Origin of the sequence: Mesorhizobium sp. B1-1-1 (genome assembly GCF_006442955.1) — a bacterium.
Lineage (GTDB): Bacteria > Pseudomonadota > Alphaproteobacteria > Rhizobiales > Rhizobiaceae > Mesorhizobium.
Genome location: NZ_VFWW01000024.1, coordinates 1 through 18,302 on the forward strand (window position 1 = coordinate 1; position 18,302 = coordinate 18,302).

15 protein-coding genes are annotated in these 18,302 nt (G+C 60.7%); 7 read left to right on the top strand and 8 right to left on the bottom strand.

Annotation, left to right across the window (positions count from 1 at the left end; all coding sequences use genetic code 11):
* Positions 1–179 precede the first annotated feature (179 nt).
* The 6 genes from FJ986_RS30085 (at position 180) to FJ986_RS30110 (ending at position 7,874) form a co-directional block, all read left to right on the top strand.
* Positions 180–2,621, top strand: a complete 2,442-nt coding sequence (locus tag FJ986_RS30085; RefSeq protein WP_140676884.1) for an ATP-binding protein — start codon at positions 180–182, stop codon at positions 2,619–2,621.
* Between the two features lie 5 nt (positions 2,622–2,626).
* Positions 2,627–3,004 carry a response regulator gene (locus FJ986_RS30090; RefSeq protein WP_140672561.1) on the top strand — a complete coding sequence of 126 codons (378 nt, stop codon included), beginning with the start codon at positions 2,627–2,629 and terminating at the stop codon, positions 3,002–3,004.
* Between the two features lie 259 nt (positions 3,005–3,263).
* The gene (locus tag FJ986_RS30095; RefSeq protein ID WP_140500730.1) at positions 3,264–3,656 is read left to right on the top strand and encodes a response regulator; all 393 of its coding nucleotides are present in this window, start codon (positions 3,264–3,266) and stop codon (positions 3,654–3,656) included.
* Entirely contained in the window at positions 3,656–5,410 is a 1,755-nt protein-coding gene (locus FJ986_RS30100) for a YaiO family outer membrane beta-barrel protein (protein ID WP_140676887.1), read from the top strand. Before FJ986_RS30095 ends, FJ986_RS30100 begins: the two co-directional genes overlap by 1 nt.
* Before the next feature lie 2 nt (positions 5,411–5,412).
* Positions 5,413–6,450: a HEAT repeat domain-containing protein gene (locus tag FJ986_RS30105; RefSeq protein WP_140518212.1), complete on the top strand. Its 1,038-nt coding sequence runs from the start codon at positions 5,413–5,415 to the stop codon at positions 6,448–6,450.
* Complete coding sequence (locus FJ986_RS30110; protein ID WP_181165449.1) at positions 6,447–7,874, top strand: glycosyltransferase family 2 protein; 1,428 nt, start codon at positions 6,447–6,449, stop codon at positions 7,872–7,874. Before FJ986_RS30105 ends, FJ986_RS30110 begins: the two co-directional genes overlap by 4 nt.
* Before the next feature lie 15 nt (positions 7,875–7,889).
* On the opposite strand, the gene FJ986_RS30115 is transcribed toward FJ986_RS30110, so the two are convergent.
* From FJ986_RS30115 to FJ986_RS30150, 8 genes are all read right to left on the bottom strand, one after another.
* Positions 7,890–8,192, bottom strand: coding sequence for an Hpt domain-containing protein (locus tag FJ986_RS30115; RefSeq protein WP_181165450.1), 303 nt, complete (start codon positions 8,190–8,192; stop codon positions 7,890–7,892).
* A 245-nt stretch (positions 8,193–8,437) separates the two neighbouring features.
* Positions 8,438–9,391: a PleD family two-component system response regulator gene (locus tag FJ986_RS30120; protein WP_281405099.1), complete on the bottom strand. Its 954-nt coding sequence runs from the start codon at positions 9,389–9,391 to the stop codon at positions 8,438–8,440.
* Positions 9,392–9,438: 47 nt separating this feature from the next.
* Entirely contained in the window at positions 9,439–10,476 is a 1,038-nt protein-coding gene (locus FJ986_RS30125; RefSeq protein WP_140581973.1) for a chemotaxis response regulator protein-glutamate methylesterase, read from the bottom strand.
* Between the two features lie 22 nt (positions 10,477–10,498).
* The gene (locus FJ986_RS30130) at positions 10,499–12,766 is read right to left on the bottom strand and encodes a hybrid sensor histidine kinase/response regulator (RefSeq protein ID WP_140657141.1); all 2,268 of its coding nucleotides are present in this window, start codon (positions 12,764–12,766) and stop codon (positions 10,499–10,501) included.
* Complete coding sequence (locus tag FJ986_RS30135) at positions 12,763–13,467, bottom strand: chemotaxis protein CheW (protein ID WP_140518208.1); 705 nt, start codon at positions 13,465–13,467, stop codon at positions 12,763–12,765. The genes FJ986_RS30130 and FJ986_RS30135 overlap by 4 nt, the downstream gene beginning before the upstream one ends.
* Positions 13,467–14,702 carry a protein-glutamate O-methyltransferase CheR gene (locus FJ986_RS30140; RefSeq protein ID WP_140676890.1) on the bottom strand — a complete coding sequence of 412 codons (1,236 nt, stop codon included), beginning with the start codon at positions 14,700–14,702 and terminating at the stop codon, positions 13,467–13,469. The genes FJ986_RS30135 and FJ986_RS30140 overlap by 1 nt, the downstream gene beginning before the upstream one ends.
* Positions 14,702–15,166 carry a chemotaxis protein CheW gene (locus FJ986_RS30145; RefSeq protein ID WP_140676893.1) on the bottom strand — a complete coding sequence of 155 codons (465 nt, stop codon included), beginning with the start codon at positions 15,164–15,166 and terminating at the stop codon, positions 14,702–14,704. Before FJ986_RS30145 ends, FJ986_RS30140 begins: the two co-directional genes overlap by 1 nt.
* 23 nt (positions 15,167–15,189) lie before the next feature.
* Entirely contained in the window at positions 15,190–16,827 is a 1,638-nt protein-coding gene (locus FJ986_RS30150; RefSeq protein ID WP_140676896.1) for a methyl-accepting chemotaxis protein, read from the bottom strand.
* Between the two features lie 1,020 nt (positions 16,828–17,847).
* Between FJ986_RS30150 and FJ986_RS31130 the strand changes: the two genes are divergently transcribed.
* The gene (locus FJ986_RS31130) at positions 17,848–17,973 is read left to right on the top strand and encodes a hypothetical protein (protein ID WP_281405503.1); all 126 of its coding nucleotides are present in this window, start codon (positions 17,848–17,850) and stop codon (positions 17,971–17,973) included.
* The last annotated feature ends 329 nt before the right edge of the window (positions 17,974–18,302 follow it).

The following is an 18,302-nucleotide window of genomic DNA, read 5'->3' on the forward strand; positions in this document are numbered from 1 at the left end:
GGAGAGGATGGTTCCGCCCAGGCTATGGCAGGCTCGGCCAGAGGGCTGTCGACGCGCGGATTAACCACCAACGCGACTTCGAGCAGCGAGCCTCAACTGGCAGAGGGCCGGAGTCTGTAGCTTCTTTAGACCTCGGATAGGTTTTGGCGGTATCTATCGGGAAAAGGAGCGGGAAAGTCATGACCGAGTTCTGGCAGTCACTCCTCGCCAATCTTGCCCTGGTCTCCATCCTCGTGGTCGCCTGGGATCTTGTGGCGGACTTCACCGGGCGTCTGTCGACGCGGATGCAGTCGCTGGTTCTTGGCGTGGTCATGTGCATGGGCGCGATCATTTCCATGGCGACGGGCTTGTCCGTCTCCGGCTTCGTCGTCGATCTCCGCGCCGCCTTCATTGCGGCTGCCGCGTTCTTCGGTGGATGGCCGGCGATGTTCATCGCTACTGCCGGCTCCATTGCCTATCGCATCTATCTCGGTGGACAGGGCGCGAGCGTCGGTGTCGTGGGGATCCTCATCACCGCTATAGTCGGTATTGCGTGGCACCACATCGTTACTGCCCGGTCTCGCACCATGTTCGACATATTCGGACTCGGCGTGTCGGTAGCTTTCGCCGGGCTGATCACGCTCCTGATCATCCCCTCGCAAGTCGTTGCCGACCTGGTGCAGCAGAGCACACTCCCATCACTCGTGTTCCGCTTCCTCAGCACCGTCCTCATAAGCGTTCTGCTGGACCGGCAGCAGCGGCGGCGCGATCTTGCGATGTCCAACATGATCTACCGGGCCATGGTCCGCGAACTCCCGGATTGCCTGAACATTAAGGATGTCGACGGCCGGTTCATCGCCGCCAATCCCGCCACTGCCGAAATGATGCGCGCCGCTTCGGTCGAACAGCTTATCGGCAAGACGGATTTCGATTTCTACTCTAAGGACGTGGCCGAGCGCTTCCGGCAGGATGAGATGGGCGCTCTGGAAGCCGGGCAGACGCTGCGCATCGACCAGCCGGCGGTTTTCCCGGACGGCAGACAAGGCTGGCTCTACACGCTGAAGGCACCGTTCCGCGACGAGACCGGCAAGATCAGCGGCGTCATCACCTACAATCGCGACATCACCGAGCAAAAGCGAAATGCCCAGCTGAAGAACGATTTCATCTCGACGGTCAGCCACGAATTGCGCACCCCACTGACCTCCATCCGCGGCTCACTTGGTTTGATCGCGGCCGGCGTCGCCGGCGAACTGCCGCCCAAGGCCGCCAATCTCGTCAACATCGCCCACACCAACAGTGAAAGGCTGGTTCTTCTCATCAACGACATCCTTGATATGGAGAAGATCGAATCTGGCGTGATCACCTTCAAGATCAGGCAGATGGCTGTCCGCCCGGTCCTGGAACAGGCGATTGCCGCCAGCACCAACTACATGGCCGACAGCCGAATCAGGATCGTCTTGGTCGACGATGCCCCGCGCGCCGAAGCCAACATAGATCCGGATCGCCTGCATCAGGTGATGGCCAACCTGCTGTCGAATGCGATCAAGTTCTCGCACACTGATGGCATCGTCACGGTGAAACTCCATCGTCGTGCCCCCGATATGCTGCGCATCTCGGTCGTGGACCAGGGCGCTGGCATCCCCGAGGCGTTCCGCAGTCGCATATTCGGGAAGTTCGAGCAGGCGGACGCCTCCAGCACTCGCAAGATAGGCGGTACTGGCCTGGGCTTGAGCATCGTCAAGGCCATCACTGAAAAGCTGGGCGGCGGCATCTCCTTCGAAACCGAGGAAGGCAAGGGAACCTCGTTTCACATTGACCTCCCCGAAGCGCACAGGCAGACCGAGAAGCCGGTTTCGGTCGAGCGCCGGGCGCGCAAGCGCGATGGCCGCCTGCGTGTCCTCATCTGCGAGGACGAGCCTGACATTGCTGTGGTGATCGCAGCACTTCTCGATGCAGAAGGCTTTGCCAGCGACGTCGCGCCCGATATCGACACCGCCAAGGCGCTGCTGAGCTCGCGCGACTACGTGGCGCTGACGCTCGACATCAAGCTGGCGGGGGAATCCGGAATCAAGCTCTTCCACGACATACGGGCATCACCGGTGAATTCCGACATTGCGGTCATCGTCATCTCCGCCGTCGCCGACGAGGCCAGGCGCTCGCTGAACGGCAGCGCCGTCGGCATCGTCGACTGGCTGGAGAAGCCGGTGGATTCGAAACGGCTTCACGCCGCTCTTGCCAAGATCGTCGGCCGTAGGGTCGAGCCGAGGCCACAAATCCTGCATGTCGAAGACGATGAGGGCGTGCTTGCGGTGATGTCAGAAGGGCTGGGTTCGGGCGTCTCGATCACCTCGGCGAAGACACTAAAGCAGGCCCAGGAGGCGATCGCCCGCCATCGCTTCGACCTAGTCATCCTGGATATCGCGCTTCCCGACGGATCGGGCCTCGACCTCCTGACCGATCTGCCGCTCGAGACTGCGGTCATCGTGTTCTCGGCGGCGGAACTCGACCAGAAGCTCGGCGATCGGGTGCAGGCGATCATGACCAAGACCAGAGCGTCGGAAATCGATGTGGCAAAGTTGGTACGGAACATGTTGGTTTCGTCCCGCAATGGCACTTGGCCTGCCGCGCACGCCAAGGAGTGATGCTAATGCCCGCAAGGATCCTCTATGTAGACGACGAGGACGATATCCGCGAAATCGCCCAGATGTCGCTGGAGCTCGAGCCGGAATTCGAGGTGCGATCCTGTTCTTCGGGCATGCAGGCGCTGGCCGATGCCGCCGAATGGCGGCCCGACCTCATCCTGCTCGATGTGATGATGCCCGACATGGACGGACCGGAGACGCTGAGGCGCCTGGCCGAGTCCCGGCCGACGGCGTCGATACCCGTGGTGTTCATCACCGCGCGCACCCAGACGCATGAGGTCGAACGCTATCTGGCTATGGGGGCGGTGGGGGTGATCGCCAAACCTTTCGACCCGCTTGCGCTTGCCGGTGAAGTCAAAAGATTGCTTCTATCGCGCACCTGAGCCGACGTATGGCTTGGCCACCGAGCGCAGTTTGTCTGCACACTGTGCGATGCCGTTCAGGGCTCCTATACCATGTCGCCTTATTCATCTACTGATTGTGCCGAGGTGCAGGCGCAGCGAATCAGGTTGTCTATAATCGCGTGGCATCGGCGGACGTCGATGAGAGAGTCGAGACGAATATTTCTGTCTGCATGGACCGCATTGGCGGATGTCGGTTCATGGGATCACTCCGGGGGGCGACGGAACCGGAGCAAGGCTGGTGAACGGAGCGAAGGCAAGAGTTCTGATTTGCGATGACGATCCCTTGTTGATCGAGCTGATGGAATTCAGGCTCAGGGCAAAGGGATATGAGGTCATCAAAGCAGTAGACGGGGCGGAAGCGCTCTCGAAGGCAGAGCATGAGGCGCCGGACATCATCGTGCTCGACGCGATGATGCCCAAGGCCGACGGCCTGGAGGTCCTTGCCCGCATCAAGGGCGATCCGGCTTTGTCCGAAACCCCGGTCGTCATGTTGACCGCCCGCAAGGGCGAAAGGGACATCGTCTCGGCCCTCGAAAAAGGAGCCGACGACTACCTTGTGAAGCCATTCATCCCCGAGGAGCTTCTGGCTCGGTTGGCGCGTCTGCTCGCGCGAAAGAGCGGGAAACGCTGATGCGGCGCTGCCGGTGCGCAGCCCTTGGCGCATGTCTGATCCTGGCGATCGCTGCGCTCCAGGGCGCGGTGCTGGCGCAGACGGTGGATGAGCTTTACGAGTTCGGCGTCAAGGCCAGGCAAGCGCAGCATTTTGACGAGGCGGTGGAGTTTTTACGGCGCGCCCTTGCGCTTAAACCCGATAACGCCGACGCCTTGGTGCAACTCGGTTTTGCCGAACTCGGCCGCGACAATCTGTCGGCGGCGCGCGACGCTTTTTCCAATGCCCTGTCCTTGGCCCCAACCTATCGGGACGCCAGCTTTGGCATGGCTGAGGTCGAGTTCCGCTCGGGCAATCTGGATGCCGCGCTTCCGCTAGCCGAAACGGCCCTGCGGGCCGAGCCCGGCAACGCTGACGCCGCCACGCTTATCGCCAATATCCAGAAGGCGAAGCAAGCCGCCGGCAGTGAGGTGAGACGGTCTCCCGCGGTTCCGGCGCCGACAAAGAAACCGACTAGCCGGCGGCCCGATCCCGTCGCCGGTCTGATGGAGCAGGGCAGACGCCTGCGAGCGGCGGGAAAGCTGCCCGAGGCGGAGAAAGTCTATCGCCGGGCACTGGGACTGGCGCCGAAGAATACCGACATCCTCGTCGCCCTTGGCCTGGTCGTCGGCTCCAGCCAAAGCTTCGACGAGGCGGGGCTTTTCTTCGACCGCGCGCTTGCGATCAAGCCGGGCCTTCTCGACGCGCGGCTCGGCAAGGTGCGCCTGGCGATCTGGCGGGGCGACGCGCCGAGCGCCCGCCGCTTGGTCGATGGCGTGCTGGCCTCAGTGCCAGGCAATGTCGAGGCGCTCGAGCTGGATGCGAGAGTGGCTTTGCTCGAGGCCGATTACACGCGGGCCGGGCAGTCGTTCCAGCGCGTGCTTGCGGCCGATCCGCGCAATGCCGAGGCGCTGGTCGGGCTCGGCGATGTGCGCCGCGCCGAGGGTAAAGAGGAGGACGCGCGGGATGCCTACAGCCAAGCGCTCGCCGTCGAGCCTGGCTCTTTCGATATCGAGCAAAGGCTGGCCGTGCCGCCGCCGCGCAAATGGCGGCTCGACCTCGGCAGCGAGGTGAGCGATCTCACCAGCGAGCTCGGCGACTGGACCGACAGTTCGGCAGGCCTTGCCTATCGGCTGTCGCCGCGCACCACGATTTCCGGTCGCACCCGGCTGGCCACACGCTTCGGCCGCACCGACGTCCAGATCGAAGGCCGTATCGACCAGGCCTTCTCGCCGGCGTTCTCTGCCTATGCTCTGGCGGCGGCGACGCCGGACGCTGATTTCCTCGCGCGCTATTCGATCGGCGCCGGGGCTTCGTGGCAGGTCATGGCGCCGGCAAAGGCGTTCGGCCCGCTTTCGCTCAACATCGACGCCCGGTACGACAATTTCGCCGACACAAATGTCACCAGCATCTCGCCATGGGTGCAGACCTCTATCCTAGACGGCCGCCTGGGGCTTTCCGCCCGCTGGGTTCATGCGCAGGATGATATCGGCACGGGCGCAGACGGTTATGTGCTTCGCGTCGACCTTGCTGCGACACCGCACTTCAACGTGTTCGGCGGTTATGCCGACGCTCCCGAAATCTCCGACGGCACGCTGGTGCCGACGCGCGCGGTCTTTGGTGGTGTTTCCTGGGACATCAGCGATCCGCTGACGTTGCGCGCCAGCATCGCGCATGAAGAACGACCGAGATTCGACCGGAATACATTCGGTCTCGGCCTGACCGCGCGGTTCTGACCATGTGGTACATCTGGGATCTCTCCATACTGCTCAGCGCTCTTTCGCTGGTGATCATGCTGTTCCTGATCGCGAGACGCGTCCTGCAGGAGCGCCGGAGCAAGGCTGCGGCCGACCAGCGGCGTCAGCTTCTGACTGCGCTGATCGCCTTCACCGAGAGCCGCGACCGCGAGGTGTTGAAAACGGCCATTCTTTCGGTGCCGGCTGGCGTGGCGATCAATACCGGCTTCGAGTTCATTTCGCTTTTGCGCGGCGAGGAGCACGACGATGTCCTTGCTGCTTTCAAGGAATGTGGCCTGCCGGCCCTTGTCGGCAGGCAACTGGAAAAGGGCAACGGCGCCGAACGCATCCATGCGGCCGAGATGCTGGCGGCGCTGCGCTCGGAAGGTGCGGTGGCAAGCCTGCTTTCCGCGCTCGACCACGACCGCTCGCGCGAGGTCAGGATCGCCGTCGCCATAGCGCTCTGCGATCTGAACAGCCTGCCGCCGCTCGGCATTGCGCTGCGCAAGATCGGCGTGGCCGGGCAGCGCTCGCGACGCCTGATCGAGCTGTTCAGGCGCTTTCCGCACGCGCGCCTGGAGGAACTGGCGGACCATGCCGCGCGCGCCGACGCCGTGCCCTTCATAAGGGCGGCCGCGATCGACGCATTGGCCCGCGCCGGCGGCTTCCGCTTCGCCGATCTCTTCGCCCGCTTGGCCGACGACGCCTCGCCCGAGGTTGCCGCAGCGGCACTGCGGGCGCTCGGCCTCACCGGAAATGCCGACGCGCCGGCGATCCTCTCGACCGCGATGACAAAAGGCGACTGGGAGGTGCGCAGCGCGGCCGCCGATGCCGCCGGCCGCCTCGGCCTCGCCGAACTTGGCCGGCCGCTATCCAAGCTAATGGGCGACGAGGTGTGGAACGTGCGCTATGCCGCCGCCAACGCGCTGCGCTCCTTCGGCCAGCCGGGAGAGCGGTTGCTGCGCCAGATTGCCGACAGTGAGGTCTCGCGCAGCCAGCGCACCGCCTCGCTCATTCTTGCCGAGGGACCAGCCGTATGATCGCCGACTGGAGCGACGAGATCGTTCTTGCCGCCACCATCTTGTCTTGGTTCATCATCGGGGCCGGGCTGGCGCAGACGACGATATACCTCCTGCAGCTCATCGTCGCCGGCTATGCATTGTCCAAGCGCCCACCGGTCGCGCGCTCGGCGCTGCTTTGGCACCGCTATGGCGATGTCGCGCCGCCGATCGCGCTATTGGTGCCCGCCTACAACGAGGCCTTGAACGTGGTCGAGAGCGTCCATTCCATGCTGGCGCTCGAATATCCCAATTTCGAGGTCATCGTCATCAACGACGGCTCGAAAGACGAGACCTTGCTGCGCCTCATCGAGGCGTTCAAGCTGGTAAAGTTCCATCGGCCCTATGAGGAGGCGCTCGCGCACAATCCGATCCGCGGCCTCTATTCGTCACCGATGACCGAGCGGCTGTTCGTCGTCGACAAGGAGAACGGCGGCAAGGCCGACGCCCAGAACGCCGGCATCAATGTCTGTCGCGCGCCGCTCTTTTGTGTCATCGACGGCGACTCTATCCTTGAGCCCGACGCGCTGATGCGTGCCGCCCAGCCATTCATCGACGACCCCGAGCGCACCATTGCCGTCGGCGGCACGATCCGCATCGCCAACGGCTCCAGGATCGAGGCAGGCAGGGTGCGCGAAGTCCGTCTGCCACGCCGTCTGTTGCCACTGCTCCAGGTGGTCGAATACCTGCGCGCCTTCCTGATGGCGCGGCTTGCCTGGAGCCGCATCAACACACTGATGCTGGTCTCCGGCGCTTTTGGCATGTTTCGCCGGGCCGAAGTGGTGGCGGTCGGCGGCTTCACCAAGGGTTCGATGGGCGAGGACCTCGACCTCGTCATCAAGCTGCACCGCTATATGCGGGATAAAAAGCGCAAATACCGCATCCAGTTCATTCCGGAGCCGGTGTGCTGGACCGAGGCGCCGGAATCGCTGAGCGTCCTTGCCCGGCAGCGCACGCGCTGGCAGCGCGGCTCGCTCGAATGCTTCTTCCGCTACCGCTCCATGCTCTTCAACCCGCGCTATGGCCGCGTCGGCTTTCTCGGCTTCGGCCACATCTTCATTGTCGACGTTCTGGGACCGGTGGCGGAGGTGCTGGGCTATATCCTCATCCCCGCCTTCTGGCTGCTCGGTGTCCTTTCGGCCGAATATCTTCTGGCCTTCACCTCGCTCATCTTCACCTATGGCGTCTGCGTGAGCGTATGCTCCCTCGTTCTCGAAGAGGCCGAGTTGCAGCGTTTTCCCCGCGCCAGGGACCTCGCGGTATTGACGGCGGTCGCCGTGATCGAGAATTTCGGCTACCGCCAGCTCAACAATTTCTGGCGCGTGAAGGGCTGGTGGCAATTTCTTCGGGCTGACCAGAGCTGGGGTGAGATGACCAGGACCGGCCTGGGCGGCGCGAAGAAGTGAGCCCCGTCTGCTGAGTCACTTCAGCGTCCGCTCGATCTCCGTGATAAGCGCATCGAGTGCGGCGTGCGAGGCCCCATCATCCGCCTGCTCGATCAGCAATGTCTCCAACGCCGATGCCCGCGCGCTGATCTCCGCAAACCCGAATGTCCCCGCGGCCCCGGCGAGCGAGTGCGCGGTGGGAATCAGGGTGTCGTTGGAGCCCACTGACGGGCCTCTCTGACGCGCCGCCCTCAACTCCGCGAGTTGAGTGGCGCACCGAGCCAGGAAACGCTGTCGTAAGGGGGCGAAGGGATCATTCAGAATGGAAGGGGCCTCCATGGATGGCTTTAGAGGTATTCAAGCAGAAAACTCGGTGGAGTGGAACGAACTGCATGCGGTCCACGCTCCTGTCAGAGCAGAACTGCGGCGCCCGCTTCAGCCAAATGCAATGGCGATGAGTTTTTGATGTCCAACCGCGGAATGAGCGAGCTGGTCGGCATAGACCTTCTTGAAGGCCGGCGAGCGGGGTGCATTCAACGTATTTTCAAATGTTTGGAGCCTGCTGCGGTTTGCCTAGCCACTCGTCAAGCGCGGGACATCTGAAGCGCAACACGATTTCGTCCTTCCGATTTGGCACGAAAAAGAGCCAGATCGGCGGCATTGACGAAATCCTTCGGCGTTTCGTTCTCGGTGGGCACCGCTGTTGCGACGCCAACGCTGATGGTCACGCGATCCGAGCCGTGGGGTATGTTCAGCTCCCGCACGCTCTGGACGAGCTGCTCTGCGATCGCACTGGATTGTTCCAGTAAAGTGTCGACCAGCACGACGACGAACTCTTCGCCTCCGTACCGCGCAGCGAGATCGGTGGAACGGCCGGAACCGCTCTGGATTACGCGGGCGATTTGCTTGAGCACCTCGTCGCCGGCCATATGGCCATAGGTATCATTGTATCGTTTGAAGTTGTCGGCATCGATCATCAACAGCGACAATGGGGATTGTGCGCGAAAAGCACGCTTCCATTCAGACGCCAGATATTCGTCAAAATAGCGCCTGTTGCCGAGGCCCGTCAGGCCATCGATCCGCGTCAGACGTTCAAGCTCGAGATTAGCACTGATCAGCTGTCGCTGGCTTTCCCTTAGCGCTCGGTATGCAGCTTCTCGCTGGACGTGATCCAGATAGGCCCGCGTGTGATATCGAACGCGTGCAATCAGCTCGATACGATCCGGAAGCTTTACGAGATAATCGTTCGCTCCCGCAGCGAACGCTTCGCCCTTGGTGGCTGGGTCTTCCTTGCTCGACAGCACAATGACTGGTACCGCGCGTGTCGAAGCATGCTTCCGGTATTCTCGCACCAGATGCAGCCCATCGACCCCGGGCATGACGAGATCCTGCAGGATGACGGTTGGCTTTACCTCGTCGGCGACCGTGATCGCTCTCAATGGGTCGGTGCAGAAGTGTAACGAGATATCAGGCTCGCTGGCTAGAGCGCGCCTGACCGCCTCGCAAACCATGATCTGGTCATCGATGAGCAGAACCATGGATGAATAGTTATCTGCAAGTGGTGGGACCAGCTGTGGTTCTAGCGTCATCGGACGAACCCTTTCACCTGGAGCGCTGAAAGGGCTTCGATTATGCGTGAGCCGATCGCACTCAAAGGAAGAATATCAACAGCCGCGCCGACATCGGCGGCGGCCTTCGGCATGCCGTAGACGGCGCTGGTTGCTCTATCCTGCGCGATTGTGAGATGCCCCTTGTCGCGGAGCTGTCTCAACCCGTGCGCACCATCCCTGCCCATGCCTGTGAGCAGGACTCCAATCACCGAGCCAGGCCACCATTGCGCGGCACTTTCGAAGAACACATCTACGGACGGCCGATAAACGCTGTCCTCGGGGCTAGGCGTATAGCCAAGTTGCTGAGCTGACTTGAAAACCAGATGATTCGCGGAACTGGCAATGAGAACGGTGCCCGCTTGAGGACTATCGTTTTCCCGCGCTGGACGGATCGGGAGAGGCGTATGCTGGCCGAGCCAATCAGCAAGGCCTGGAACGAATTGGGCATCGAGATGCTGTACGAGCACGATGGCGGCGGCGAAATCAACGGGAAACGCGCTCAGGACTGCGGCAACGGCGGCCGGCCCGCCAGCAGAGGCACCGATTGCAATTAGCCGTCGAGCTGTCGGCTCAGCCGCACGGGACATCCTCCTTCTTGCCTTGCCCGGCGCATCGCCGATCAGCTTGCCGATCGTTGCTATCTTGTTGGTCAACAGCCGTGCGGATTGCGAGGACGCATCACCTTCGATGCCGACTGAGGGAATATCGACGGCGTCGAGCGCGCCATGCCCCATCGCTTCGTAGACGCCGGCGACGTTGGCTTCGATACTGGCTGTCACCAGCAAGATTGAACATGGGGTTTCCGCCATGATTCTGCGGGTCGCTTCCACCCCGTCCATCTCTGGCATCGCTAGATCCATGAGTATCAGATCCGGCAGATCACGTCTGCAGACCTCGACCGCCTCACGCCCATTGGTCGCAATCCATGCGACTTGGTGTTCGCCGGTCGACATGACCAGCCGGCGCAGAAGTTCAACCGCCATCGGCATGTCGTTGACTACGCCAATTCTCATTCGTTGGTCGCCAATTTCGATCTCATTCAGTCGCCTCGCCGATCATGTCCACGACGGCATGGATCAGCGCCTCGTCCTGAAAGGTACTCTTGGTCAGATAATAGTCGGCACCGGCGTCAAGCCCGCGCGAGCGGTCTTCTTCCCGATCCTTGTATGAAACGATCATGATGGGTGTGTTCCTGAGATGGACGTCCTTTCTGATCAGGCTCACCAGTTCGATACCATCCATGCGCGGCATGTCTATGTCAGTGACGACGAGATCAAAAGGACCAGATCGGACGGCATTCCACCCGTCCATACCGTCGACTGCCACTTCGACGTCATAACCGTGATTGCCCAGCATCTTGCGCTGGAGTTCGCGAACCGTGAGTGAATCGTCAATCACCAGCACGCGCTTGCGTCTGCTCGGTCCGGGACCGCCCGCGGCTCGCCGAAGGGCTCGAAATCCGCTGGACGACGCAAGCTTTTCCACCGATCGAACCAGATCATCGACGTCGAAGATCAGAACAGGCGAACCGTCCTCCATCAGGGCCGCTGCGCTGATGTCCTTGATCTTGGCAAACCGGGAATCGAGAGGTCTGATCACCAGTTCGCGTTCCCCGAGAAAACGGTCGACGATTACGCCGTAGGCGTCCCCCCGACCCGTTTCCACCACGACGACCGAGAGTTCCTCTGGTTCGGACGCAGACTCTCCTCGATCCAGCACCTCGCGCGCCGTCACCAACCCGATCTGTCGATCGTTCAAGCGAAAATGCGGGCGGCCCTGCAGGAGGTTGATCTCCACCCGCTGCAATTTCATTGTCTTGGAGATGGCAGCGAGTGGAAACGCATAGGGCTCCCCATCGACTTCGACGAGTAAGGTGCGCAGGACTGACAACGTCAGCGGCAGTTGCAGTTGAAACCGGGTTCCTCGACCAAATTCCGAGGAGACGCTCGTGATTCCGCGGACCTCCTTCGTCATCGCCTGCACTGCGTCGAGTCCCACGCCACGGCCGGAGACGTCGGACAGGCCAACTTTCATCGAAAAGCCGGGCAGAAAAAGGAATGCCAGCAATTCCGTTTCGCTGAGCGCGTCGGCGCTTTCCCTGGTTGCAAACTGCCGGGCGACGACAGTCTCGCGCAGCTTCGAGAGCTCGATCCCTCTGCCGTCGTCCACCACGGCTATTTGCAGCAGTCCGGCATTGTGCCTCGCTTCGAGCCTGATGAGTCCCTCTTCGGGTTTGCCGGTTGCGAGGCGCTCATCAGGCGGTTCAAGCCCATGGTCTACCGCGTTGCGCAGAAGATGCCCCAAGGGGGCATCCAGCTGCTCGAGGATATCGCGGTCGATGCCGGTCGAGCCGCCTACGATCTCCAGTCGCACCCGCTTGCCAAGTGTACGACCGAGGTCGCGGACCGTTCTTGCGTAGTGTCTCACCCCGTCTTCAAAAGGTCGCATCCGGCTCGCCAACGTCTCCTCGTACAATCGGTTGGCAAGATCGGTGGCTTTCCGATCGACTGAATCCAACTCATCGAGACGCTCCGCCAAGAAGGCTTGGCTCAACCGAAGCTTTCGCTGCGTTTCAACCAGCGCTTCCACCACAGCCGCATCTTTTGCGACCGGCAGCAGCACTGCATCAAGATTGTCGAACGCACTTGCGATGTCTGATTGAAGGTGCTTCAGCCGCAGCAGCCCGTCAGCGAATGGCCTGAGCCGCCGAGCTTCCATCAGCGACTCGCCGGCCAAACCGAGCAATCGGTTCAGGCTTTCTGCCGTCACCCGAACCATTCTATCTGAGCCGATGCTCCCTCGGGCTTGAGCTTTCGGCTCGACAAGGGGGTTCGCTGACGAGGTTGCCGCCGGCTCCTTTCGGCTATGCTCTGGCGTTGCGAAATCAGCTGCCGAATCTTGGGGTGCGGGCTCGGGGAGGGACAGTTCCTCGAACTTCGCCAGAAAGCTTTCGACTTCCGGGTTGACGCTCTCGTTCGATGATCCCGATGCGATCAATTTCAGAAGGTCAGAGCCTTGCAGAAGCGCATCTATATGCTCCTTGCGTACCCTCAGATGCCCACGTTGCGCGGCGACCAAGCAATCTTCCATTGCATTTGCAACTTTGACGGCGGGCGTCAGATCGATGATGCGGGCTGCTCCTTTCAGCGAATGCGCGGCCCGCATGCATTCTTCCAGTGCGTCGGTGGCGACAGGATCGCGTTCGAGCGCTAGAAGGCCGGAGGTCAAAGCCTGTGATTGCGTCTCCAGTTCGGCCTGGAAAAGGCTCAACATCGAAACCTGGCTGAAGTCCTCATCTGTCATGCCATGCTCCGATCCATCATCGTGAGCAGTTGTCCCGGGTCGAGACAGCCAACAGCCCGTTCACGCCAGGGCAAAACGGCAACAGTAGCCGCCGACAGAGTCTTGCCGATCGTAGCTGGCACAGCGAGAGTGTCGCGTGCCCGGTAGCGATGTAAGCCGTGGACCTCATCAACCGTGAAAGCAACCCGCTTGTCCCGCTCGCCCACCACGACGAGGCGGCGAAATATCTTGGCTCGTCTGCCTTGTTCCTCCTCCTTGGGTTCGTCGATCCCGAGCAATTCAGCGAGCGACAGGCAAATCAGCAATTCGCCCCGGACATTGGCGATGCCGAGCACTGCACTATTCCTGCGGTGTGGAAGGGAATGAACGGGACGGGATTCAGCCACTTCATGAAAAATGCCAGCTGGAAGCGCCAGCCATTCGTGCCCCAACCGGAAGAGAACGGCCGTCTGCGGCGCTTCATCGTCCGCCGAAACGACCGCTGCACGACCAGCGTCATCAGGCCATTCGCCGCGATATGCCGAGGGCGCCGCACGATCAAGGAGACGCCGTGCAATCTTCCTGTAGGTCGGGCAATTCCGGCAGTGGAGATGCTGCTCCAGTTGGGGACAGGACTTGTCACCCCGAACGCCTATCCGCCGCCAGCAGTCGTCAATTTCAAACTGCTCCACTGGCAGAGCGATCCTTGTCGAAGCCGGCATCAGGTGCCGCTCCTTTTCTGGACCCGGACCAGCCTGCCGGCCAGCGCCTCGGCGCCGCTGTGGTCGCCTTGCCTGCGAAGCAGCAAAGCCAGATGCACCAGAGCCTCTCGATGATTTGGCGCGAGATAGAGTGCCTTGCGATAGCTTTGCGCGGCCTTGGATGCAGCGCCATCCGCATCCTGAACGAGGCCCAGCAGGTAGAAGATTTGCGCGGAAGGACCGAATTTCTCGAGATGGGCGAGGGCGACCTCCTGTGCCTCCTTTACCCGACCCGCATTGGCGATCCGTTCAACCGCGACTAGGCTTTCCGAGACCTGATCAACGGGCTTGGCCAGGGCCGGCGCACTGTTTTCCTTGCCGACGGTCAGTCGTGGCGGAAGAACGGGCTTGCTCTTGTTGAGCTTCGGGGTTGATGTCCGCACCGGGATAGCAGTTGTCGGCGCCGCGGCCTTGATGGGCTCCGATTCCAGGAAGGCAAAGGCCAAGGGCCATTCAGCGGAAATAAAGCCATGCAGCCTTGGAAATGCTGCTTCCGCGGGACCGACCAGAAGAAGTCCGTCCGTGGCCAAGAGGTCTTTCAGGCGGGTCAATGCGCGATCCTGCAGTTCGCGATTGAAATAGATCAGCAAATTCCGACAGAGCAGGATGTCATAGACCTCTTGCCCAAAAATTGCGCGAGTACCGAATAGGTTGCCGACCCTGAAGCGAACCTGTTTCAGCACAGCAGCACTGGGCCGCAACCCACCCTCGACCGCTTCGAAATAGCGGTCCCTGAATTCGAGATAGCTGCCGCGAAAGGAATTGCGCCCGTAGACGGCACGTTCAGCCAACGCGATATTGCGGGTACTAACGTCCACCGCATCGATGTTGAACTCGTGCGCTTCAAAGCCGGCATCGAACATGGCCATTGCGACCGAATAGGCCTCTTCACCGGTTGAACATGGCAGGCTCAAGACTTTTGTCGGCTGAGCATGCTTGTGCACGCGCGCATGCCGCGCCAACATCGTGAACGCTTCTCGGTCGCGAAAGAACCAAGTCTCCGGGATCACCACCGCATTGATCAGCTCCTGCAGCTCCTGCGGGGAACCGGTCAAGTGTTCCCTATAGGCCTGAGGATTGGCAATCCGGCACGCTGCCATCCGGTCTCTGACCGCCTGACGGACCACTGTCGGGCCAACGCTGGCACTGTCCAGTCCAATGGTTTCCATCAGGAGCTTTTCTATTGCGCCGGTCATTAAACACCCATCGCGGCCTGGCGGAGCAATGCGGTACGAATCTCTTCCGAAAGCAGCGCTTCCGCTTTGACCCACTGAATGATCTCCGTGCCATCCGAAGTCACCGGACCAAGATAAGACGGCGTTCCTGGCTCGAGGCCGAACGGCGCGAAGTCGGCAGGGTCTCGCTCGACCGTATCCGTCACCCGTTCCGCGACCAACCCAAGCAGGCGTTGCTCGCCATCTCGCGCCGGGTAGCGCGTAACAACGATCCGGGTGCTCAATAGGCGCTCCGATGGCCGGCCAAGCGCAAGAAGAGTAACATCGATGAGAGGGATAGGTATTCCGTTATAACTGACCAGACCGACCACACCGGTTGGCGCACCCGGCAGAACTTTCACATCGATATAGGGCAGCACCTCTTCAATTTGGTGGACATCGATCAAGTAGCGATCCGAACCCATACTGAAGGCGAGGAATAGCATTATCACCTCCTACTGCCGGCCCGCTATGCTCTCAGCTTGAACCTTGAAATGCTGCTTCGCATGCTGCCTGAGACTTGATTGAGCTCGTCGATCGCGAGCGTCGATTGCTGAAGGGACTCGACTGTTTGCTGAGCTGCCTCGCTTAGCTGGGTTAGCGTGTCGCTTATCTGTCCCGCGCCGATCGCCTGTGCTTGCATGCCTTCATTGGCGACTTCGAAACGTGGCACCAACCCCTGGACCTGCTGGATGATGTCGAAGAGTTGCCCGCCGACCTGCTGGATTTCGTGCATGCCCCGGCGGACCTGCTCGGAAAACTTGTCCATGCCCATCACACCGGCAGCAACTGCCGACTGGATGTCTTTGACCATCTGCTCGATATCGTAAGTGGAGACGGCCGTCTGGTCCGCAAGCCTTCGGATCTCTGTCGCCACCACTGCAAAGCCCCGGCCATATTGGCCGGCCTTCTCAGCCTCGATGGAAGCGTTGAGCGACAACAGGTTCGTCTGATCGGCCACTTTGGTGATGGTCGTCACCACCTGATTGATGCTGCCAGCTTTCTCGCTGAGGATTGCGAGTTTGGAATTGATCGCACCCGCCGCGTCCATGACCTGCTGCATGGTTCCTTCCATACGGGTCAGCCCCTCTTGCCCTCCGCCCGCGACGGCAGCCGTTTGCTCGGCAACTGTCGAGACCTCGTTCATCGTGCGAACCAGCTCGTTTGAAGTGGCGGAAATTTCCTTGGCTGTCGCGCGGATCTCAGTTGTGGTCGCGGCGATTTCAGTCGCTGTTGCCTGCTGCTGCTTGGAGGTTGCAGCAATCTCAGTTATCGACGTGCCGACCTGTATGCTGGACCTTTGTACCTGACCAATGAGAGTTGTGAGATCGTCTGCCATTGCGTTGAAGCCGTCGGCAAGCACGCTGAATTCGTCCCGGCGCCTCAGATCGAGGCGTTCGCTGAAGTCGCCTTGCCGTATCATTTGAACCGCGTCGACCAAACGTGTGAGCGGAGCTGTGATAGCGCGGAACAGCTGGTAACCCAAAAGAAGGGCTAGTCCGAGGGCTATCAACAAGCCCACGCTCAAACCGACTTCCGCCGTGCTAACGATTGAGCTGATCCGCTGCGTCGCGCTGTTTGCCTCGCCTCTGTGATCCTCGACCATGGCTTGCAGAGCGGACTGCAATTTCACAAAGATTGGCTCTACCGTGTTCTTGATGACCGGGCTTTCATTGGGAGTTTCACCTTTCGACAAGGCAGCTCGGCTCGTGTCCAGCACAGCAGTTTCCGCCAGCCGAAATTGGTTGGCGAGTTCTTTGACGACTGCGTAATTCTGCTTGTCGATGTCGGAGACGATCGTTGCTTCATACTCGTCCATCAACCGCCGCACTTGGTCGCGATTGGTCGCGATCGTGCTTTCAAGCGTGCTTTTATCCGACGGGTTGTCCTGGAGGGCATATTCCTGAAGCAGGCTATGTGCCTTCATCTGCCCCATCATGATCTCGGTGCTGTGATAGAGGTCTGGAAGGATGCCCTTCTCGACCTCAGTTGCCTCCCGCTCCGCCTGAAGAAACCAGGCGTACGCGATAACGGCGATCACGGACATAACCACCAGAACGGCAGCGAAACTGACGAGGATGCGGTGGCGTATTGTCAGACTCGTCATGGAACCGGTTCACCTATGGGGGCATCGAGGCCTGCGCGAAAAGCGCTCGTTCCGACGTTTCGAAAAGGTGCGTCGAAAAGCAGCAGTCTTATGCAGAATGGTTTCTTTTCCGTTCCATCGCTAATGATGGCGAAGCGGCTCGCCAGTCGGCGCCCCCAATAAGCGTGGTCAAAGGCATGTCTCGCCGTCGACATAGATAAACCCGACATCGGCTGGGGCGGCACGCGCCGTCAAGTGGAGCGTGCATGAGCTGCTTGAGGCCAGGAGTTGAATGACTGCTTAGCCCCGCTTGATGCCGAAAGCCGACCTCTCGCTTGCGTCCCCTAATTTCATCTTGAATCCAACGCAAAGTAAAAAAGGGCGGAGCTGAGACACATATGGTGTGCGCGCCGAGCGGACTTTGCGCTGCCGCCCGAGAACCATCTTGGAACGAAGCCAAACGTTCTCTAATTGCAGATGCTGGTGACTTGGAAGGACGCGCACAACGGAAATCCAAGGAATTTTCGACGCACTCGCAACATCCAAGCATGAGCGGTGGAGAGAAGTTCTATACTCACCTGTTCGACCCGGGCCTGATGACCGTCCCATGCCGGGGTTGATCCATATGGCGTGGCGTCGCAGGCGCGAACCTTCAAATTTTCCGTGATAAAGAGAATGCTGGATTCAGTAGGCTGACAATTGTAGTGCCGAGAATAGATGAGGCCCGCAATCGCTTGAAGAAATTGGAGTGAAGCTGACCGCTGAACCGGAGGCTGACTGCGGAAGGATCGCTACGAGTTCATCTGCAAGGCGTGGGCGTCACAGCCGGAACGCTTCAGACTCAATCCGCTCCAGCAAATGCCGGGACCAAACATTTAGGCGATCAACCGGGGTGGGCAAGATGTGCCGCGTGCGCAGATATCAGGGCCCTGAATCTGCCGCTCAACAGGCACCTCGCCGCTGGCCAATCGCTCGCCGCTGGAAAACGCGGCCGCGCTGGCTGAGGAAAAACATCTTCGGCTGGGCCGGCGACTCTATGCCATGAAGCCTCTGGCAGGCTTGGACCGCGCGAAAAAAGGCGGCGTCGCCCGGCTGGGTCTGTCACACTACACCACGACGGACGAGGTCGACCAAGCCATAGAGGCCGTTGCCCGGCTCGCGGTCTGACGGGGGCATTAAGTAGGCAAAAAGGGGACCAGCTGTGGCTGCTGTGGATAATGGGTCCTGGTGTCTTGCTGATTGGGCCAGCTAGCGCGCACTCTCACAGCTATGGTGGCAGAGCATGTCGAATTGGCCTTGTTTGAGCAGTCACTCGGCAACATCGAAGGCCTCAATCGACCGTTCTGTGATCGTGTGGCGGACGCTGCGGAAAAAACCGAAGGGTCGGTTCTGTTCGATGTCCGCGTTGACGGCGATACCTAGAGCATTTCCTATTTTGGGAGAATCGTAGGATTCCCAAAACCGGATGTTTGTGATTCAAGATGCTGGCTGGATTG

What these genes read in the sequence shown, in the direction of transcription:
- FJ986_RS30085 (WP_140676884.1), top strand. Translation starts at nt 180, where the DNA reads ATGACCGAGTTCTGGCAGTCACTCCTCGCCAATCTTGCCCTGGTCTCC.
- FJ986_RS30090 (WP_140672561.1), top strand. Translation starts at nt 2,627, where the DNA reads ATGCCCGCAAGGATCCTCTATGTAGACGACGAGGACGATATCCGCGAA.
- FJ986_RS30100 (WP_140676887.1), top strand. Translation starts at nt 3,656, where the DNA reads ATGCGGCGCTGCCGGTGCGCAGCCCTTGGCGCATGTCTGATCCTGGCG.
- FJ986_RS30105 (WP_140518212.1), top strand. Translation starts at nt 5,413, where the DNA reads ATGTGGTACATCTGGGATCTCTCCATACTGCTCAGCGCTCTTTCGCTG.
- FJ986_RS30110 (WP_181165449.1), top strand. Translation starts at nt 6,447, where the DNA reads ATGATCGCCGACTGGAGCGACGAGATCGTTCTTGCCGCCACCATCTTG.
- FJ986_RS30115 (WP_181165450.1), bottom strand. Translation starts at nt 8,192, where the DNA reads ATGGAGGCCCCTTCCATTCTGAATGATCCCTTCGCCCCCTTACGACAG.
- FJ986_RS30120 (WP_281405099.1), bottom strand. Translation starts at nt 9,391, where the DNA reads ATGGTTCTGCTCATCGATGACCAGATCATGGTTTGCGAGGCGGTCAGG.
- FJ986_RS30125 (WP_140581973.1), bottom strand. Translation starts at nt 10,476, where the DNA reads ATGAGAATTGGCGTAGTCAACGACATGCCGATGGCGGTTGAACTTCTG.
- FJ986_RS30130 (WP_140657141.1), bottom strand. Translation starts at nt 12,766, where the DNA reads ATGACAGATGAGGACTTCAGCCAGGTTTCGATGTTGAGCCTTTTCCAG.
- FJ986_RS30135 (WP_140518208.1), bottom strand. Translation starts at nt 13,467, where the DNA reads ATGCCGGCTTCGACAAGGATCGCTCTGCCAGTGGAGCAGTTTGAAATT.
- FJ986_RS30140 (WP_140676890.1), bottom strand. Translation starts at nt 14,702, where the DNA reads ATGACCGGCGCAATAGAAAAGCTCCTGATGGAAACCATTGGACTGGAC.
- FJ986_RS30145 (WP_140676893.1), bottom strand. Translation starts at nt 15,166, where the DNA reads ATGCTATTCCTCGCCTTCAGTATGGGTTCGGATCGCTACTTGATCGAT.
- FJ986_RS30150 (WP_140676896.1), bottom strand. Translation starts at nt 16,827, where the DNA reads ATGACGAGTCTGACAATACGCCACCGCATCCTCGTCAGTTTCGCTGCC.
- FJ986_RS31130 (WP_281405503.1), top strand. Translation starts at nt 17,848, where the DNA reads ATGAAGCCTCTGGCAGGCTTGGACCGCGCGAAAAAAGGCGGCGTCGCC.